The sequence below is a fragment of the Aurantimonas sp. DM33-3 genome (assembly GCF_014334315.1).
GTDB lineage: Bacteria > Pseudomonadota > Alphaproteobacteria > Rhizobiales > Rhizobiaceae > Aurantimonas > Aurantimonas coralicida.
In genome coordinates this window covers 112,803-130,683 of the sequence record NZ_JACSGS010000012.1, presented here as the reverse complement: position 1 = coordinate 130,683, position 17,881 = coordinate 112,803, and the positions used below count along the sequence as shown (strand labels likewise).

The 17,881-nt window shown below is 63.9% G+C and carries 13 protein-coding genes and 1 tRNA gene; 5 read left to right on the top strand and 9 right to left on the bottom strand.

The genetic code is table 11. The annotated features are described in order from the left end of the window. Nucleotides 1-27 precede the first annotated feature (27 nt). On the top strand, nucleotides 28-960 hold the full coding sequence (gcvA, locus tag H9Q09_RS16185) for a transcriptional regulator GcvA (RefSeq protein ID WP_187391876.1): 933 nt from the start codon (nucleotides 28-30) through the stop codon (nucleotides 958-960). A 637-nt stretch (nucleotides 961-1,597) separates the two neighbouring features. Here gcvA and H9Q09_RS16180 read toward each other — a convergent pair. The 6 genes from H9Q09_RS16180 to H9Q09_RS16155 form a co-directional block, all read right to left on the bottom strand. After that, nucleotides 1,598-1,882: a hypothetical protein gene (locus tag H9Q09_RS16180; protein ID WP_187391875.1), complete on the bottom strand. Its 285-nt coding sequence runs from the start codon at nucleotides 1,880-1,882 to the stop codon at nucleotides 1,598-1,600. Further along, nucleotides 1,857-2,750: a 3'-5' exonuclease gene (locus tag H9Q09_RS16175; protein ID WP_187391874.1), complete on the bottom strand. Its 894-nt coding sequence runs from the start codon at nucleotides 2,748-2,750 to the stop codon at nucleotides 1,857-1,859. The genes H9Q09_RS16180 and H9Q09_RS16175 overlap by 26 nt, the downstream gene beginning before the upstream one ends. Next, a complete protein-coding gene (locus H9Q09_RS16170; RefSeq protein WP_187391873.1) occupies nucleotides 2,737-4,779 on the bottom strand; it encodes an ATP-binding protein in 2,043 nt (680 codons plus the stop codon). Before H9Q09_RS16170 ends, H9Q09_RS16175 begins: the two co-directional genes overlap by 14 nt. Next, entirely contained in the window at nucleotides 4,776-6,098 is a 1,323-nt protein-coding gene (locus tag H9Q09_RS16165) for an SIR2 family protein (protein WP_187391872.1), read from the bottom strand. The genes H9Q09_RS16170 and H9Q09_RS16165 overlap by 4 nt, the downstream gene beginning before the upstream one ends. A gap of 232 nt (nucleotides 6,099-6,330) precedes the next feature. Further along, complete coding sequence (locus H9Q09_RS16160; RefSeq protein ID WP_187391871.1) at nucleotides 6,331-7,032, bottom strand: hypothetical protein; 702 nt, start codon at nucleotides 7,030-7,032, stop codon at nucleotides 6,331-6,333. 999 nt (nucleotides 7,033-8,031) lie between these two features. Continuing rightward, nucleotides 8,032-8,121: transfer RNA gene (locus H9Q09_RS16155), tRNA-Ser, on the bottom strand. Between the two features lie 258 nt (nucleotides 8,122-8,379). Here H9Q09_RS16155 and H9Q09_RS16150 point away from each other — a divergent pair. The 4 genes from H9Q09_RS16150 to H9Q09_RS16135 all read left to right on the top strand — a co-directional run bounded on the left by H9Q09_RS16150 (nucleotide 8,380) and on the right by H9Q09_RS16135 (nucleotide 14,803). Continuing rightward, nucleotides 8,380-11,112: a LysM peptidoglycan-binding domain-containing protein gene (locus tag H9Q09_RS16150; RefSeq protein ID WP_187391870.1), complete on the top strand. Its 2,733-nt coding sequence runs from the start codon at nucleotides 8,380-8,382 to the stop codon at nucleotides 11,110-11,112. 152 nt (nucleotides 11,113-11,264) lie between these two features. Beyond that, nucleotides 11,265-13,157, top strand: a complete 1,893-nt coding sequence (locus tag H9Q09_RS16145; RefSeq protein WP_187391869.1) for an ABC transporter ATP-binding protein/permease — start codon at nucleotides 11,265-11,267, stop codon at nucleotides 13,155-13,157. Between the two features lie 111 nt (nucleotides 13,158-13,268). After that, nucleotides 13,269-13,967 carry a phosphatidylserine decarboxylase gene (locus tag H9Q09_RS16140; RefSeq protein ID WP_187391868.1) on the top strand — a complete coding sequence of 233 codons (699 nt, stop codon included), beginning with the start codon at nucleotides 13,269-13,271 and terminating at the stop codon, nucleotides 13,965-13,967. Nucleotides 13,968-13,972: 5 nt separating this feature from the next. Continuing rightward, nucleotides 13,973-14,803 carry a phosphatidylcholine/phosphatidylserine synthase gene (locus H9Q09_RS16135; protein WP_024350491.1) on the top strand — a complete coding sequence of 277 codons (831 nt, stop codon included), beginning with the start codon at nucleotides 13,973-13,975 and terminating at the stop codon, nucleotides 14,801-14,803. Nucleotides 14,804-14,811: 8 nt separating this feature from the next. Here H9Q09_RS16135 and H9Q09_RS16130 read toward each other — a convergent pair whose 3' ends face one another. From H9Q09_RS16130 to H9Q09_RS16120, 3 genes are all read right to left on the bottom strand, one after another. Then, complete coding sequence (locus H9Q09_RS16130; protein WP_187391867.1) at nucleotides 14,812-15,552, bottom strand: SDR family NAD(P)-dependent oxidoreductase; 741 nt, start codon at nucleotides 15,550-15,552, stop codon at nucleotides 14,812-14,814. Between the two features lie 37 nt (nucleotides 15,553-15,589). Beyond that, nucleotides 15,590-17,041, bottom strand: a complete 1,452-nt coding sequence (purF, locus tag H9Q09_RS16125) for an amidophosphoribosyltransferase (protein ID WP_009209368.1) — start codon at nucleotides 17,039-17,041, stop codon at nucleotides 15,590-15,592. A 122-nt stretch (nucleotides 17,042-17,163) separates the two neighbouring features. After that, on the bottom strand, nucleotides 17,164-17,778 hold the full coding sequence (locus tag H9Q09_RS16120) for a CvpA family protein (RefSeq protein WP_009209369.1): 615 nt from the start codon (nucleotides 17,776-17,778) through the stop codon (nucleotides 17,164-17,166). Between the last annotated feature and the right edge of the window lie 103 nt (nucleotides 17,779-17,881).

The window sequence follows — 17,881 nt, the reverse complement described above, 5'->3', positions numbered from 1 at the left end:
ATCATGTGAGAGCGGAGAAATGCAAGCATGTTGCCACCCTTGTCCGCCCTCAGGGCATTTGAAGTCGCGTCCCGCCACCTGAGCTTCTCCAAGGCGGCGGAGGAATTGTTCGTCACTCAGTCCGCCATAAGCCGGCAAATCCGGAATCTGGAAGAGTTTCTGGGTCTTCCGCTGTTCGAGCGTCGCCACAGGGCGGTCGTTTTGACGGCCGAAGGAGAGCGTTACAAACGCGATATCGCCGAGATGTTCGTCAAGGCGGACCGGGCCACGCGACGGCTGCGCAGGAAGGATCGGCGAGACGTTCTGAGAATCCAGACTTATACGACATTCACCATGCGGTGGCTCATCCCGAGGTTAAAGCGTTTCAACACGTCCTTTCCCGAGATCGATCTGCGTCTGACGGCCTCGCTGCAACCGGTGGATTTTAACAACACCAACATTCACGGCGCGGTGCGTGCCGGTGCAGGCGAGTGGCACGCGCGCGCCGACAAGCTGTGCGAGACCTATCTGATCCCAGTATGCTCAGCTGATTATCTGGCAAGCGCCGGGGGCGTGATGACCGCGAAGGACCTCGCCGAAGTCACGCTGCTCCATTCCCTCGGGCGGCCGAACGACTGGCGCGCGTGGTTCGCGGCCTGCGGGGAAGGCGCCATTGTGGATTTCGACAAAGGCCACAGCTTTGAGTCCTCCAGCATGGCCTACCAAGCGGCGCAGCGCGGCCTGGGCGTGGCCATCGGGCAGCGGTTCCTGGTGGACGACGACCTGAGAAGTGGCTCATTGGTCGCACCGATCTTGCAGCAGATCCACTCGACAGAAACTTATTATTTTTTGAGCTCTCCCAGATTCGCCGGGGTCCCTTCACTTGAACTATTCCGCGATTGGCTGCTCACCGAGGCGCAGAGTTCAGCACTATCGGCCGTGCGGCAGCATCCTATTGAGCCGCCGCATTCGTTAGCTTGACCTCGGCGAGGCCGGAACACAACGGTGGTTACTGAACCAATCCGCAGACTTTACCCCGGCTACTCAGGGCGAATTCGATGTTTTTACCTGCATAATTATGAAGTGCTCCCGGAAAACAGGATAGTGATGGAGGCTTCGATCCGAGGTCTTCTATTATTCGAGAGAGAGACGGAGAAAATGGCAAATAGAGTTCTGGTTGCTTCTGCATTCAAGGCGAAAGCCGTTCGGGTTCCGATCTCCCTTGGAAATGATTTCCGGTTCAGCATTGGGCCGTAAGCGGAAGGTCTACTTCCAAGCGAAACCCGTAGAAAGCTGCCTTTCCGGTCACGGTATGACTCGGACCTAGTCCTGCTATCTCGTCCGCTGGAAACGCCGACGTTCCCCAACCGCTCTACCTGCGGGCAGGCTTTTAATGGCTCGCCTGTCTTCCGTCGTCTACCTGAGGTCGGGGCTGCCGAGCACGGGAGCCGTGAACCAGACTAAAGACGCATGCACTCCTTTCCTGCTGGCGGCAACGAACAGGCTCGTACGATCCGCAGCCATGACTGGGAGAGTTTGCCGCTCGGCCAACCGGAACTGTGGCCTTCAGGCCTCCGTACCCTCGTTGCGCTCATAATCGATGCCCGCCAGCCGATGGTCACGACGTGGGACGAAGATCGCACTGGCAGAGAACAGCAGCGACTTCGTCGGCATGGCGCACAGGGATGGACGCGTCTTCTGCGTCAACGAAGCCGCCCGCCGCCTCGTAGGGCTGGGGAATGCGGACATCACCGAACTCGTCATCACCGGCTTCTTCCAGCCGGAGCAGATCGAGACGGTCAGACAAGAGGTGCTGCCTGCCGTGCTCCGGGACGGCTACGATCGCAACAAGCGTCAGTCCGAACTCATGCTGACGCTCAAATGCGATCTGAAAACCGATCATACGCATCAATTCGCCGAACCGGGGGATCGACCTCATACCGATAGATTTCCGTTCTCAGGAACCGCAGCTCGGCCTCGCGCTGAGCCTCGTGAACGTCAATATACCATGCGCGCGGCTGCGGGCCGGGATTACCGTTCCAACGGTATCCCCGCGCCTTGAGGACATCCTTGAGGTCGAAGGGCGAATTCTCCGCCCAGATGCGCCAAGAAACGGCACGAGCGCCGTCCAGGAGGCGGCTAAGACCCGTAACACCAGATCGGGGAAGCCTCATTGCCAACAACTCTACCGTCGCGAGACAGTCGTGCATCGCGCGGTGACGGTCGTAGAAGAAACCAGCGGCCTGAGCGAGATAAGCGAGTTTTGTGCCCTCGAACCCCTCCGCAGCCCAATCGATCTGGCTGAACGAGCAAGCCCAGGGCTTCGTTGAGAACACGTCGCTGAATCGTTCGAGAAAGCGGCGGTCGAACGCCGCATTGTGCGCGATGACAAGCGAAGCTGGCGCTGCGAATGCGGCTACCGCTGCGGGATCGATGATCTGGCCGGCCACCATCTCGTTAGTGATGCCCGTGATCGCGGTAATTTCCGGGGCGATAGGCTCGTTCGGCTGACGCAATCCTTGGAAGCTATCGCCCACGTTGAAAATGGTGCCATCCAAGCCGTAGTTGAATGGCGTCATAGCAAGTTCGATGATCTCGTCGCGCTGAGGGTCGAGACCCGTGGTCTCCACATCGACCATCAGGCCAAGGCGCAGCGGGGTGCCGGGCGGCGCAACGGTGGAAGGGCACGGCTTGAGACGCCGGATCACCCGGTAGTCCCCTGTGGCCTCCAGTGTCTGCGCCAGAGTCTCCAGATAGTCAGAAGATGTCATCGTCCAGTGCTTCGTTTACCGCCATCGGCTCCTCACCAGCCGCCGCCGCATCGGCGCCGATCGGACGGAGCGCCAGGCGAATGTCAGCGGCTCGCCCTTCTTCGTGGAACCAAAGATCGACGATGGCGGTGTCGTCGCTTCGCGGTCGCGGGGATGCCTCCCTGACCTTGAAGGTCGTCGGAAGGTTGACCGAGGTTCCGAACACCAGCGCATGTTGCCGAGGCAACGACGGCAACCGCTTCAGAACTGATTCTGAAATGAACGGAGTCATCTGCCGTATCTGAGAAAGATCGTCGGGATTCTGGATGCGGTGAACCAGGAAGTTGGAGCACTGGCTGAGGACCGTTTTGGACAGCTCGCTCGGGCGCTGAGACGCCAGCAGGACGAACATGCCGTATTTGCGTCCTTCCTTGGCGATGCGTTCGAATATCTTGGTCGCGTCCACCGCATAGCGAGATGGCGTCGCCGAAATGTAGCGGTGCGCTTCTTCCAGCAGGAGATGGATCGGAAAGCGATTGCGCGGTTCGGCTCGCCGGAGCAAGCGAAACAGCATCCGCGCGATCACGGCGCTGACCAGCTCGACCACCTCGTCCTCGACGTCATTCATGTCGATAATGATGATCTGATTAGCTTTGGTGTGACCGGCTCCCTTGCCAATCAGGCCCACCAGCCTCGTGAGAAACTCCAGCTCCCCATTGTCGGCGGCTGCACCCACCGCCTCGTGCCGGAGAAACTCATACTCTCGACGATCTTCCAGAGCCTGGAAGCGCGTCACCATCTGGGAGCAGTAGTCGCGGATTTGCCGATTGCCGTGCGCCTCCGCATACAGGATGGCAAGGTCTATCGCGTCGCCGAGAGCAGAAAAATCGAAGGGCAAGTTCTGGTATTCTGGGAGCTTCAGATCCTCTAACTCGAACCCATTCGGGCCAACCAGATAATTATCCAGACCCGCCGGGTTCGCCATTTGACCGAAGTTGATCGCAATGAATGGCCGGATTTTTGCCGCGTTGATTTCGTTCGTGCTGAAGCGATGGAGAATACCAATGATCCGATCATGCTTGGACGGACTCGAAGAGTCGTCGCGCATGATCTGGGTGATGCATTTAGCAAGGATGTGATTGCGGACGCTTTTGAGTTCTGCGGCCCCCACATTTGAAAAGAGGGTGGAAAGCCCGAGGGCCATTCGCAGGATTGGAACTTGGGTGCGCTCGCTGGCTTGCAGCAACAGCTCCCATTCCGCCAACTCCAGGAACCAATGCGGCAGGCGGAAGCCTGCCGCCGTGCCGTCGAGGACGACGCGCTCAACCCCGATTGCCCCTTCTTTCGCAGAAGCATTCAACGCGGCGTGATACTCGCCGTTGACGTCAAAGACAATGAACGTCGCGCCCCGCGCGTGATGCTCTTCCGGTTTGTTGAAAAGGGACTGCAAAACCGAGGCAACCGTGCAGGACTTGCCGCTGCCGGTATTGCCAAGGACGGCGACATGACCGCCAAAGAACTCGTTCAGCCGGACCTTAATGTCGTAGTTCTCGAACACCACCGACTTGCCGATGGGCAGAACTCGATAGCGCGTGGCCCCTTCAGGTTCGCAGGCGCCGCCATCCGGTCCCATTGACGGCTCAATGGCCGCCTCGGTCTCGAAGATGCGATCAAGTTCGCCATCCAGTGCATAGAGCGCGTCAGCATACAGGGACGGGAAGACGGAGACACCGAACCGAAACGTCCCGCCGCGCATAGGCAACATGCCGACAGGCACCACGTCCAGATATTTTGAGGAGCCAGCCCGATCGAAGTCTCCTCGCTCGGATGGAATGCTCGCGTCGCGCTCACGCAGGCCTACAACTTCGACCACGACATATTCCGACTGCGACGGAATCATCAGGAATGATCCCAGCCGGGCCACATAATGCACGCCATCGAAGCCAACGACTGTGAAGTTGTCCGTGCCGACGTGCATCTCTACGACAAAGCGGTCGGCCGCGACCGAGACCACCTTGCCGATCGCGCGCTTGCGATCATCGTGGCTCACGCCTCGCCATCCTTCGGCTCGCCATCCCTTTTCGGGGCCAGCTCCGACAACACTTTGCGAACAGCGTCGTCGATCCTGTCGGTGGGACGCTGCGGCATGAAATGCTCGACGATCATGTCGAAGTAATGCGCGCTCGTACCTTCGGTTGGACCGTTACCCCCAATGATCCAAATGCGCGGGTCGCGCAGCGCCCGCAGCTTGGCGATCTCGCCGGCCGTGTCCGGCGCGGCGAAGATCACCAGACGGAACGTCGGGATCGTCAGCGCCTGGTAGATGATGTTGTTCAGGTGCTCGTCGCCGAAGGCGTAGCCCGCCGTAATGAGAACGCTCTGCTCGCGCACGATCCGGGATTGGAACTCGCGGAACAGGTCTGCGTAGGGCGAGCCGAGCGACGAGTTTTGCTTCGCAGGCGTCGGATAGATCAGCATTTGGTTCGTTGACTCAGGAGGCCAAACCTCCCTGATCGGGAACAGGCCATGATCATCCTCGGTCCAAGTCACCGACCCATGCAATTTGCAGAGATAGACGAAGGCGTCGACGGCGGTCCACTTGCGGCTGGCGACGTCGAGTTGCTCGGCCAGGGCATAGCGGAAGCTTGCCGGGTTAAAGCGACGCTCCACCACGCCGGAAAAGCCGTTGGCATAGGGAATGCCTAGCCGATCCATCGCCAATTCGCTGAAATGGTCGTAGTTGGTCGTGAACACCCACGGCCGGGGCAAGGACCGATCTCGCAGGACCAGTTTCTTGTAGAACCGCTCATAAAGGTCGCGCACGGTAGTGTCGCCCTCTGTGGCGAAAGCCCCTTGGGTGACACGGGTCCACAGGAAGTCCTGAACTTTCTTGATGATACCGTCGAGAACAGTGCGGTACGGATGGAGGCTGGGATTTTCGCTCTGGCGCAGTACGAACCGCTGTGCGAACAGCACCTCCATCAGGCGTTCCAGGTTGCGATTGTAGTCTTTCGCCAAGTCGATCCCGAGCGAATCGAGATAATCGAGTTCGCCCTTGGTCAGCCGCCACGGCGCCGGGTCAGCGCCGATGAATAGCGGATCGTCGTAGAACCCTTCCACCCGTGCATTGAGGGTTTCTCCGCAGAACTCCTTGGCCAAAGGCGCCATGGTCGCAACGCCGAGTTCTTTCTTGTCCTTCATCAGGGAGGAACAGCCGGCACCGAGCAAGAACGCGATATTCTTTGCGTTCATGGCCTCGGAAATCGCCTGGCGGGCGCTTTCGATTCCCTTCTTCCAGTCGAGTTCCGACGGATCGGCATCGCCGTTCCGCAGAAACTGGAATTTTCGCTCGTCTCCGATTTCGCTCATTACCCTCCCCCTGACTTTTCACATGGCCGCCCCGGTCCGCCAGTCGAGCGCGCACCGAACTCCAGGATGACGCCCGGTGCGACGTACCGCGAACTAGCGGAAGTCGCGTCCTCGCGACCAGAGGCTCGCTCCGGCCCGGCGACGAGGTGTCGTAGAAGAGGTGCATCTTCACGGCGAGGGCGCCGACGACCTGGACGGCGGGCTACAGGGCACCGGCACTCATGACGGCCTATCAGGTTTTCGGCGAGTCCGGGACAGCGACGTCCATCTTGGAGCGCAAGAGTGCGATTTCCACCTCAGACTTGCCAACCCCAATCGCTTTCAGGCGCTCCATAGACCCGTCTTTTTGAAGGAACTTGGCGTAGTCGGCATCGAGTTCCTGTTCAGCTTGCTCAAGTCTGTCCCGTTCCTTGCCCGAGGCGGCTTCGAGCTTAACGCGGTTCCACTCGTATTTTAGGATCCACTGGCCATGCCGGACCATGATCTCGCTGGCGAGTTCCATATCCGCCCACCTATGGATGCGTGCAGCCTGATCTAGCTTGCGTGCCGCGTCGATTAGGTTTTGAGCTATCGTCTCTCGTGGATTGAGCCTCATCTTCAGAGCGGACATGTGGGTGCGCAAGGACTGGACGTCTGTCGCCCACTCGACCGAACCGACGTATTTGGGATCCTCTCTGCGAGCAAGCACACGTTCTGCGGCTCCCGAGTAATCGGCGATGGATTTCCGCAGGGCGTCGATCCACTTTGACCGCTCGGCGGTGACGGAGTTGATGTAGACGGCCCGATTGGCGACGCTTGCCGTCGTGCGCGCAGTAATCGCGATGTTGAAGATCGTGATGACTGCGCCAGCAATTGATGCGACTGCCGCGACGCAAGCTACGATCACGGGGATGTAAGCCGGATCGCTGAAGACCTTTTGCAACCAGTCGATCATCTACTCTCCCGAAGGTCCTTCCGCGTCTGTTCTTGCGCCCAATGCCCAAAGGAAGATGGGGAGCCTCTTCGACCGGATCCAGATCCAGTATCGCAGCGTGGCCTGGAACGGAGGAGAGGGACATTCGCATCGTAACGCAAGGTCCACATGCAGCGCAGTCGACGGATAGATGAACTGTCCAGGCTCGCGGGAGCAAAAGGCTCGTGCCTTCGCGGCGACGGGGAACAGACAATCCCCGCCGTCAACGGCGCGCAGATCAATGCCCATCGACGAAGCGGCGACCCTCGAGCCGTCACAGCGCGAGGGGCATCCACGGCCGGTGCGGTCTTCAGCGGACGGCTTACGTGGATGCCGCAAAGCGATAGCGGCTCGTCCACATTTCAATCGCTGGGCGGGGCATCCATGGGCAAGCGGGGGTTCGAGCGGTTCGCATACCAATCCTCGCGCCCCAAAATGACCCGGGAGATGCTCCGCCCTTCGCGGATCATACGAACAGGGCCGCCTGATGCGCATATGCTGGAACGCGCTGAGTCCTTGTTCAACTCGGGGTGGAAACATCAGCTTCAGGGCTGACCGCCTCATGTCTGCTGTCAGCGCAGGGCAACTCGCCTCTTCGACTCCGTAATGTCCGCTAACAGGGAGCAGCGAGCGGGGCCTAAATGACCGAGATGGGCGCACTGCTGCCGTATCCCAGCGAGCATACCGCGACAAACCGGCCTAACAATGCTGTCAGCGAGGTTGGCCGTGGGGAGAGTTCGCCGCCCGACAGAATTACGAACTCGGCGAGGGTTGGGCAGGCGCTAACGCGCAGAAGATGCAGGCCTTTCCGGTTCCGTACTTTTCGGGCGCAGTACAGAGCCTCGGAGAATATCCCGAGGAGAGAGATCCTAAGTGGCTCGCACGGCCAACGCATAGTCATTAGGATTTACGCCAGAGACCGCAGATCAGGGGTTGCGCTCCCAGCCCTCTCGCATCAGAGGACGTTCGAGTGTGAGATAATGGCGGAGAGGAAGGGATTCGAACCCTCGATACGGTCTCCCGTATACTCCCTTAGCAGGGGAGCGCCTTCGACCACTCGGCCACCTCTCCAATTGCGCGGATTACCCGTCGTGGCACGTGCTTGCAAGGGCGTGGGCGAGAAAACTCGTGGGGAATCGCCGTCTTCGCCAATTTCGTTCGTTCCCGGACATGGGGGCGGCGGGTGGCGGCGTGCCTGCGTGCCGGGCTGCGCAGATGAGGCCGCAGCGCGGTTCGCTTGTGAGCGGGTCGGGGCTTCGCTAAAGATCACAGGGAGTTGTCCCCGGGGTTCAGCGGCCGTGCGATCGGGGCGGCGGCAATGGTGTGATCATGCAGAAAAAAGCTTTCGGAATCGTCCTCGTCTGTCTCGTGCTCCTGGCGGCGATCGTCGCCGGCTACTGGGACATGCTGAGCAGTGAAAAGCTGCGGGTGGCGCAACGCGGCGATCCGGCCGAGGTGACGGATGGGGCGGCCGGTGCGGACGCTGGCAGCGAGACGGTTGATGCCGGGGCGGTCCGGGACGATTCGTCGGAAATGGCCGCGGCCGATTCCGAAGCGGATGCAGGGACTGCGTCGCCCGGTGCAGACGTTGCGGACGAACCGTCGGTCACCGAAGGAGACGCGACCGCTTCGGCAACGTCCGATGTCGCGCCGGCCGTCGCGGGGAACGAAGAGGCAGGGCAAGACGCCGAGGCGCAGCGGCAGCCGGCGACCGAGCCGGCGGAGACGGATATCGCGAACGCAGGTGAGGGGGACTCGGGATCTGTCGAGGAATCCTCGGCGTCGACCGAAGCCGGTGGGGTCACGGGTTCGGATGCCACGACCAGCGCAGCTTCCACGCCATCGGCCCGTGATGATGCCGGCGATTCGCCGACGAGCGCTGCGGAGGCTGTCGCGAAGACGTCTGCGAACGGTGGCGAGGCCGGTGCTGGCAGTACGGGCACGGGCGACGTTGCCGGTGGAACGGAGCCTCCCGTGGGAACCGCATCCGACGGCGAGAATCGAACGGTCGCGGGTGCGAGCGAGACCGGTTCCGCGCAGGATGGCGACGCGGCCGCGACCCCGACAGCCGGTGCGGACGTAGCCGATGTATCGGAGAGGCCTGGCAACGGTCGTACGGAGGACGGGGCAAGCGGCGATGCGGTGACGGCCGCTGATGTGACCGGCCTAGTGGAGAATCCGGCGGTAACCGATTCGGTCGACGCTGCCGCGAATGCCGGCGATCGTGACGAGGGTCGCGCCGACGGCGACGCTGCTGCAGCTTCCCAAGCGCCGCGCTTCGATCTGCTGCGGGTCGAGCCCGATGGTTCCACCGTCATTGCCGGGCGGGCGCCGGCCGACAGCAGCATCGCGCTGATGTCGGACAAGACGGTGCTCGGCGGCGATACGGCCGGGATCGGCGGCGATTTCGCGGTGGTGCTCGATGCTCCGCTCCCGCCGGGCGATCATGCGATCACCATTCGCGCGACGTTACCGGACGGTAGCGTCACGCGCTCGCAGGAAACCGCGATCGTCAGCGTTCCGCCGCGCGACCGCCCGGGCGAACTGCTGGCGATGGTCGAGGCGCCGAATGCGCCGACCCGGCTCATCGAGATGCCGGCCGCCGGTGGTGATGCCGCAGCGCCTGGCGCGGCTTCTGAAGCAGCGCAGCCGGCTCTGCCGGCGGAGGCGGGGTCGCCGTCCGAGGCCGAGAAGCCTGAGCCGGCGGATGCGGCCAGCGCATCTCCCACGCTGGGCGAGACGGCTGCACGTCTGCCCGCAGAGGGCGCGTCCGCACCTGCGGACACGGCCGCGGAGGGTACCCCGTCGGTGGCGGTCCCGGCGGAGGGTTCCGCGGACAGTGCCGCCAGCACGTCGGACGAAACGGATGTGACGGCGAGCGATGCGCCGGTGCAGCCGGGCGGCGCCGTGATGCTGCCGCGCGACAGGAGTGCCGACGCCGTGCCGTCGAGCCCGTCCACGGTGCCGCTGCTGCGGGTCGAGGCGGTGGAGGTCGAGGGTTCGCAGGTCTATATCGCCGGCGCCGCCGAGCGCGGGGCGCGGGTGCGGGTCTATGTCGACAATGTCTTCCTGGCCGAGGACGAGGCCGGCTTCGGCGATCGGTTCCTGGTCACCGGCGACACCGGCATGAGCGTCGGCGAGCATCTGGTGCGCGCCGACCAGATTTCGCCGGACGGCCGCGTCGTGGCCCGCGCCGAGGTGCCGTTCACGCGCCCCGAGGGCGCGACCGCCGCGGCCGTGGCGCCGGCGCAAGATCGCGCGCCGCAGGAGAAAGCGTCGCAGGACAGTTCGGCTTCGAACGCGGCCGGGAGCAATGAAGAGGCTTCGTCGGCAAGCGTACCGGACGCGTCGTCGATGGCGAATGCCGAGAATGCGAGCCGGGCGACGGATAGTGCCGGGCTGGTGGATACGAGCGAGACCTCTCCCGAGGCCGGGACCGAGAAATCCGGTCGAGTGACGGTTGCGGACGCCAATGAGACTGCTGCCGGTACGCCGGATGCAGCCGCGCCGGCTCTGGCCGAACCCGCGGCGGGCGGGCCGGGCGACAGCAGCGAGGCCGGGCGCGACGCCACTGGTCAGGAAACCGGCGCCGCCGCCGATGCCGCGTCGGGCGCAACGGGCGAGTCCGGTGGTTCTTCGTCGACAGTCGTGGCGTCCGAGGCTCCCGAGCGTGCGGTCGTTGCCACCAGTCCGGAGCAGGCCGACGCCCAGAGGCCACGGACTGATCCGGCGGGTAGCAGCGCGGGTGACCAGCCCTTGACCGGATCCGCGGCCGATGGCGATGAGGCCGACGTCCCGGTCAACCGGCAGCCGGCGCTCGCCAATGCGGATGGGCGCGTGATCATCCGCAAGGGCGATACGCTGTGGGAAATTTCGCGGCGGACCTATGGTGAGGGCCAGCGCTACACGGTCATCTATCTCGCCAATGGCGACCAGATCCGCGATCCGGACCTGATCTATCCGGCGCAGGTGTTCCGCCTGCCGGAGACGCCGGCGGACGGCGATGCCGGCGAAGGCGACGACGCCGGTGCCATCGAGGCGACGGGCGAAGGTGAAGGCTGATCGCGCCGCGACGCGCAGGGCGGCGCAAGGCCGCAAGATGCGCGGCGTCGTTGTATTCGGCCGGGCGGTGATCTAGACGCGGGCGGACACAGACCAGACGTCGACGGCGCGGCGGGACAGCCCGGCGCGCCGCTTCGTTGGAAAGGATCGACGTGGCGTCAGACCCCGGTAAACGCGTGTCCGGCGATAGCGGCCGGACCTTCGAGACGCTGGCCAATCTGTGGCCCTATATGTGGCCGTCGGAGCGCCCGGACCTGCGGATGCGCGTCGCCTATGCGACGATCTTCCTCGTCCTTGCCAAGCTTTTGACCGTCCTCGTCCCGTATTTCTACAAATGGGCGACCGACGCCCTCGACGGCGCGGATACGGCGACGGAATGGCTGCCGCTGGCGCTGACCGGCGCGATCACGCTGGTCGTCTCCTACAATGTCGCGCGGATCATCTCGGTCGGGCTCAACCAGTTGCGCGACGCCCTGTTCGCGCGGGTCGGCCAGCATGCCGTGCGGCGGCTCGCCTACCGCACCTTCGTGCACATGCACCGCCTGTCCCTGCGCTTCCATCTGGAACGGCGCACCGGCGGCCTGTCGCGGATCATCGAGCGCGGCACCAAGGGCATCGAGGCGATCGTCCGCTTCACCATTCTCAACACGCTGCCGACGATCCTGGAATTCGCGCTGGTCGCGATCATCTTCGGCTTCGCCTACGGCCTGTCCTATCTCGCGGTCATCGCGGCAACGGTCTGGCTGTATGGCTGGTTCACCATCAAGGCCAGCGACTGGCGGATCGCGATCCGCCGCGACATGAACGATTCCGACACCGACGCCAACACCAAGGCGATCGACTCGCTGCTGAACTTCGAGACCGTCAAATATTTCGGCAATGAGGGCATGGAGGCAGAGCGCTTCGACCATTCGATGGCGCGCTACGAGACGGCCGCGACCCGTATCTGGACCTCGCTCGGCTGGCTGAATTTCGGCCAGGGCGTGATCTTCGGCGTCGGCATGGCAATCGCCATGGTGATGTCGGCGCTGGAAGTGCGGGCCGGCACCCAGACGCTGGGCGACTTCGTCTTCATCAACGCCATGCTGATGCAGCTCTCGGTGCCGCTGAACTTCATCGGCTTCGTTTATCGGGAAATCCGGCAGGGGCTCACCGACATCGAGGCGATGTTCGGCCTGCTCGAGGTGGATGCCGAGGTGAAGGATCCGGCCGGCGCGCCGGCGCTGACCGTCACCGAGGGCGCGATCCGCTTCGAGGACGTGCGCTTCGGCTACGATCCGGCGCGCGAAATCCTGAAGGGCATTTCCTTCGAGGTGCCGCCGGGCAAGTCGGTGGCGATCGTCGGACCGTCCGGCGCCGGCAAGTCGACGATCTCCCGACTGCTGTTCCGCTTCTACGACGTGAAGTCCGGCCGCATCCTGATCGACGGCCAGGACATCGCCAAGGTCCAGCAGGCGTCGGTGCGCGGTGCGATCGGCATCGTCCCGCAGGATACGGTGCTGTTCAACGACACAGTTCTCTACAATATCCGCTACGGCCGGATCACGGCCACCGAGGACGAAGTGCTGCGGGCGGCCGAACTGGCGCAGATCGCCGGCTTCATCCGCGAACTGCCGGAGGGCTTCAACTCCATGGTGGGCGAGCGCGGCCTGAAGCTGTCGGGCGGCGAGAAGCAGCGTGTCGCCATCGCGCGGACCATCCTGAAGGCGCCGCCGATCCTGGTCCTAGACGAGGCGACCTCGGCGCTGGACACCCATACCGAGCAGGAGATCCAGACGGCCCTCGATCTCGTCTCGCGGGAGCGCACGACGCTGACGATCGCCCACCGCCTGTCGACGATCATCGACTGCGACGAGATCATCGTCCTGAAGGCCGGTGAGATCGTCGAACGCGGTTCCCATCGCGAACTGCTTGAAAATGCGGGACTCTACGCCGAAATGTGGGCGATGCAGCGCGAGGCCAGCGAGGCCGAGGAAGCCCTGCGGCGCGCCCGCGAGGCGGACGAGTTCGGGATCGTCGATCGCCGGCGCACGCCGGAGACGTGATTTCGGTTCTCGTAAGTAGCCCAGAGGAACCGTCTTTGCTTTGCCGCCATTGCCCCTTATCCGACCGGCAGGCGCAGCCGCGTCGCCAGTTTTGAAGGAACCAGACAGCCAGTGACCATCTTCACTTCGATCCGCAACGCGCTCGTGCCGATCCACCGGGCGGGATATCCGTTCATCGCGGGCTTCTTCGTCGTCTCGCTGGTCCTCGGCTTCCTGTGGGAGCCTCTGTTCTGGGCTGGCCTCGTCCTGACCGCATGGTGCGCCTATTTCTTCCGCGATCCCGAGCGCGTCACGCCGGTCGCGGAGCATCTGGTGATCAGCCCGGCCGATGGCCATGTCTCGCTGGTCGGCCACGTCATGCCGCCGGCGGAGCTGGACCTCGGCACCGAGCCGATGCTGCGCATCTCGGTGTTCATGAACGTGTTCGACTGCCACGTGAACCGCGCGCCGATGCGCGGTCGGGTGCGGCTGATCTCCTATCGAGAGGGTGAGTTCCGCAATGCCGAGCTCGACAAGGCCAGCGAGGTCAACGAGCGCTCCTCGATGGTGATCGAGGGACCGCGCGGGGAGATCGGCGTGGTGCAGATCGCCGGGCTGGTCGCCCGCCGCATCATCTGCTGGTCGAATGTCGAGGACCGGATCGAAGCCGGCGAGCGCTTCGGCTTGATCCGCTTCGGCTCGCGCCTCGACGTCTATCTGCCGGACGGCTTCGTGCCGCGGGTGGCCGAGGGCCAGCGCGCCGTGGCCGGTGAGACGATCATCGCCGAGTTCGGCGAGAACCTGAAGACGTGGCCGTCGAGGCGCGACTGATGGCGATCGAGTCGCCGTTTCCGCCCTTCGATCCGGGCAAGCCGGACGCCGAGGACGACAAGGTTCGTCGGCGCATCCCGTTCCGGCATATCGTGCCCAACCTCATCACCATCCTGGCGATCTGCGCCGGGATGACCGGCATCCGGCTGGCCTTCGAGGGCCGGTTCGAACTGGCCGTCGGCATGGTCCTCGGCGCCGCGCTGCTCGACGGCATCGACGGGCGCGTCGCGCGCCTTCTCAAGGGGCAGAGCCGGTTCGGCGCCGAGATGGATTCGCTTGCCGACATCGTCAATTTCGGCGTGGCGCCGGGGCTCGTGCTCTATGCCTACATGCTGCACGACGCCGGCTCACTCGGCTGGATCGCGGCGCTGCTCTACGCCAGTGCCAGCGCGCTGCGTCTGGCCCGCTTCAACACCATGCTCGACGACCCCAAGCGGCCGAAATGGCAGTCGGCCTTCTTCGTCGGAGTGCCGGCGCCGGCGGGGGCGGGGATGGCGATGTTTCCGATCTACCTCAGCCTGGCGGGTTTTGAATCCGGCCTGCCGGAGGTCACCGCGGTCGTCGCCTCGGTCTATCTGGTCTTCATCGGGCTTCTGATGGCCAGCCGCATTCCGACCTGGTCTGGCAAGGGCGCCGGCATCCGGGTGCGGCGTGACTACGCCATCCCGATCATGCTGGCGGTCGTCTGCTATATCGCGGTTCTGTTGAGCTTCTTCTGGGCGACGGCGACGCTGACGGTGCTGGTCTATGGCGCGTCGATCTTCTTCTCGGTCCGTGCCTATCGCCAGCGGCAGAGCCGCGAAGCCGGACGCAGCATGTCCGGCATGTCGCTCTAGGGCGACCCTCAGGCGGGGTCGCGATAGTCCAGGAAGCGATCCTGCCGCACGTCGAAGAGCTTGCCCGTCGCGGTCACGTCGGCGAAGGCAAGGGGCACGATCTTGGCTGCGACCTCGCGCGGGGTCGGCAGGGTCTTGGCGTCCTCGCCCGGCATCGCCAGTGCGCGCATGGCGGTGCGGGTGGCGCCCGGATTGACCGAGTTGACGCGCAGCGGCAGGTTCTCGGTCTCGTTGGCCCAGGACTTCACCAGCGCCTCGCAGGCCGCCTTGGTGGCCGCGTAGAGCGACCAGTAGGCCTTGGCGGAATGCGCCGCGCCCGACGACATGATGATGGCGCGCCCGGCATCGGACTTGCGCAGCAGCGGGTCGGTGGTCCTGATCAGCCGCCAGGTGGCGTTGACGTTCACCGTCATCGTCTTGTCGAAGACCTTCGCCTCGATATGGCCGATGGGCGCCAGGACGCCCAGGAGGCCGGCATTGGCCACCAGCACGTCGAGCTTGCCCCAGCGCTCGTGAATCGCTCCGCCGAGACGGTCGATGCCGCCCATGTCGGTCAGGTCCAGCGGCACCAGGGTGGCCGAGCCACCCAGCGCCTTGATCTCGTCGTCGAGCTCCTCAAGACCGCCCACCGTTCGCGCCACCGCGATCACATGCGCGCCCTCGGCGGCGAGGCCCTTGGCGATCTGGTAGCCGATGCCACGCGAGGCGCCGGTGACCAGTGCGACGCGATCCTGAAGCTGCTTTGTCATCTGCTGTCTGCCGGTAGAATGGATATGGTCTGGGGTCTCAGCCGGCGCCGCCGAGCAGCGTCAGGGGACGGACGTTCTCGACGCCTTCCTGATCGGTCAGCGAGGTCGGATAGTCGCCGGTGAAACAGGCGTCGCAGAATTGCGGAGCCATCTTGTTGCGCGACGGCTCGTCGGTCGCCCGGTAGAGCCCGTCGATCGACAGGAAGGCAAGGGAGTCGACCTTGATGAAGTCGGCCATCTCCTCGACCGTCATGCGCGAGGCGAGCAGCTTGGCCTTTTCCGGCGTATCGACACCGTAGAAGCAGCTGGCACGGGTCGGCGGCGAGGCGATGCGCATGTGCACCTCGGTCGCGCCGGCCTCGCGGACCATCTGGACGATCTTCTGGCTGGTGGTGCCGCGCACGATCGAATCGTCGACGAGGATGACCCGCTTGCCTTCCAGCATGCGCCGGTTGGCGTTGTGCTTGAGCTTCACGCCCATGTGTCGGATCGAATCCGTCGGCTGGATAAAGGTCCGGCCGACATAGTGATTGCGAATGATGCCGAGCTCGAAGGGCAGGTTGGATTCCTGCGCGTAGCCGATTGCCGCCGGAACGCCCGAATCGGGAACCGGCACGACCAGATCGGCCTCGGGATGGCTCTCGCGGGCTAGCTCGCCGCCGATCTTCTTGCGGATCTCGTAGACGTTGCGGCCCTCGACCGTGGAATCGGGTCGGGCGAAATAGACATATTCGAAGATGCAGAAGCGGGCGCGCCGCGCCTGGAACGGGAAGATGCTCTCGATGCCGTCGTCACTGATGACGACCATCTCGCCGGGCTCGATGTCGCGCACGAAATCGGCGCCGATGATGTCGAGGGCGCAGGTCTCGGACGCCAGGATCGGCGAACCTTCGAGGTCACCGAGAACCAGCGGGCGGATGCCCAGCGGGTCGCGCACGCCGACCATCTTCTTCGACGACAGGCCGACCAGCGAGAAGGCGCCTTCGAGCCGCGTCAGCGCGTCGACGAGCTTTTCCACGAACAGCCGGGCGGCACTGGTGGCCACCAGATGCAGGATCGTCTCGGTGTCGGAGGTGGAGGAGAAGATCGAGCCGCGGCGCTGCAATTCGCGCTGCACGGTCATGGCATTGGTGATGTTGCCGTTGTGGGCGACGGCGAAACCGCCAGCCGACAATTCGGCGAAGAAGGGCTGGACGTTGCGCAGGCCGCCGCCGCCGGTGGTGGCGTAGCGGGTGTGGCCGATGGCCGAGGAACCGGGCAGGCGCTCAAGGACCGCCTGCTTGGTGAAGGTGTCGCCGATCAGACCGGCGTGGCGCTCGACATGGAACTGGCTCCCGTCGAAGGAGACGATGCCGGCCGCCTCCTGGCCCCGGTGCTGCAGGGCATGCAGGCCGAGCGTGGTCAGTGCGGCCGCATCGGTCCGTTTGAAAATGCCGAAAACGCCGCACTCTTCGTGCAGCGAGTCATCGCCGAAAGGCGTGTCATCCATCGATTTTATCCGCCGTTTGCCGTTGTCGGTCGGCCGTCCGTTAGATGCCCCACCCTATACGCGCTTATGTCGTCGCATGCGAGGCGGTGAGCGAAGAGATCATGCCGCAGCCGCAACGCCGGCTAGTTCGCCGGCTGCGCGGGGGTGTCGGTGCCTTCGATGACACCTTCGATCGAGGTCGGCTCGCCGGGCGTTGCCGTGCCCTCGGGAACGCCGTCCGCATCCTGCGGTCCGCGGATGCTGTCGAGGATGACCTCTTCCGGGTTGTCGGGCAGGGCGGCCACGAGCTGCTGGCCGAGATTGTCGAGGAACGGCTTGGAGCGCGCACCGGCGATCCAGTCCGGCTGGTTCTCGGGGGCAAGCCAGTTGAAGAACAGCATCGCCACGACGACGAGGAGCAGGCCGCGCACGGCGCCGAAGATGAAGCCGAGCGTGCGGTCGAGCGCACCGATGCGGCTGTCGATGATGAAGTCGGCGATGCGCAGGGTGATGAAAGAGACGATGATCAGGACGACGAGGAAGATCGCTGCGGCAGCCGCCACCATGGCGACGGTGTCGGAGGCGATGTACTCGGCTGCATAGGGGGTCAGCGGCTTGTAGAAGAAGAAGGCCGCGGCTGCCGCGACAAGCCACGAGACGACCGACAGGATCTCCCGCGAGAAGCCGCGGACCATGGCGAGCAGCGCCGAGACCAGCATGATCGCGAAGAGAATCGCATCGAGAAGCGTGACGGTCATGAAGGATGGCCCCGTAGGCATATGGATCGTGCGGGCGGGCGCGGGATCGTCCGGGCTGCCCCGCTCGCCCACGCTGTAGCGCTTTTCATGACAGTTTTACACT

Coding starts and splice junctions, on each gene's coding strand:
- H9Q09_RS16120 (WP_009209369.1), bottom strand. CDS start 17,778: ATGACCGTCACGCTTCTCGATGCGATTCTCTTCGCGATCATGCTGGTC.
- gcvA (WP_187391876.1), top strand. CDS start 28: ATGTTGCCACCCTTGTCCGCCCTCAGGGCATTTGAAGTCGCGTCCCGC.
- H9Q09_RS16175 (WP_187391874.1), bottom strand. CDS start 2,750: ATGACATCTTCTGACTATCTGGAGACTCTGGCGCAGACACTGGAGGCC.
- H9Q09_RS16165 (WP_187391872.1), bottom strand. CDS start 6,098: ATGAGCGAAATCGGAGACGAGCGAAAATTCCAGTTTCTGCGGAACGGC.
- H9Q09_RS16180 (WP_187391875.1), bottom strand. CDS start 1,882: ATGATCGGTTTTCAGATCGCATTTGAGCGTCAGCATGAGTTCGGACTG.
- H9Q09_RS16130 (WP_187391867.1), bottom strand. CDS start 15,552: ATGACAAAGCAGCTTCAGGATCGCGTCGCACTGGTCACCGGCGCCTCG.
- purF (WP_009209368.1), bottom strand. CDS start 17,041: ATGGATGACACGCCTTTCGGCGATGACTCGCTGCACGAAGAGTGCGGC.
- H9Q09_RS16160 (WP_187391871.1), bottom strand. CDS start 7,032: ATGATCGACTGGTTGCAAAAGGTCTTCAGCGATCCGGCTTACATCCCC.
- H9Q09_RS16150 (WP_187391870.1), top strand. CDS start 8,380: ATGCAGAAAAAAGCTTTCGGAATCGTCCTCGTCTGTCTCGTGCTCCTG.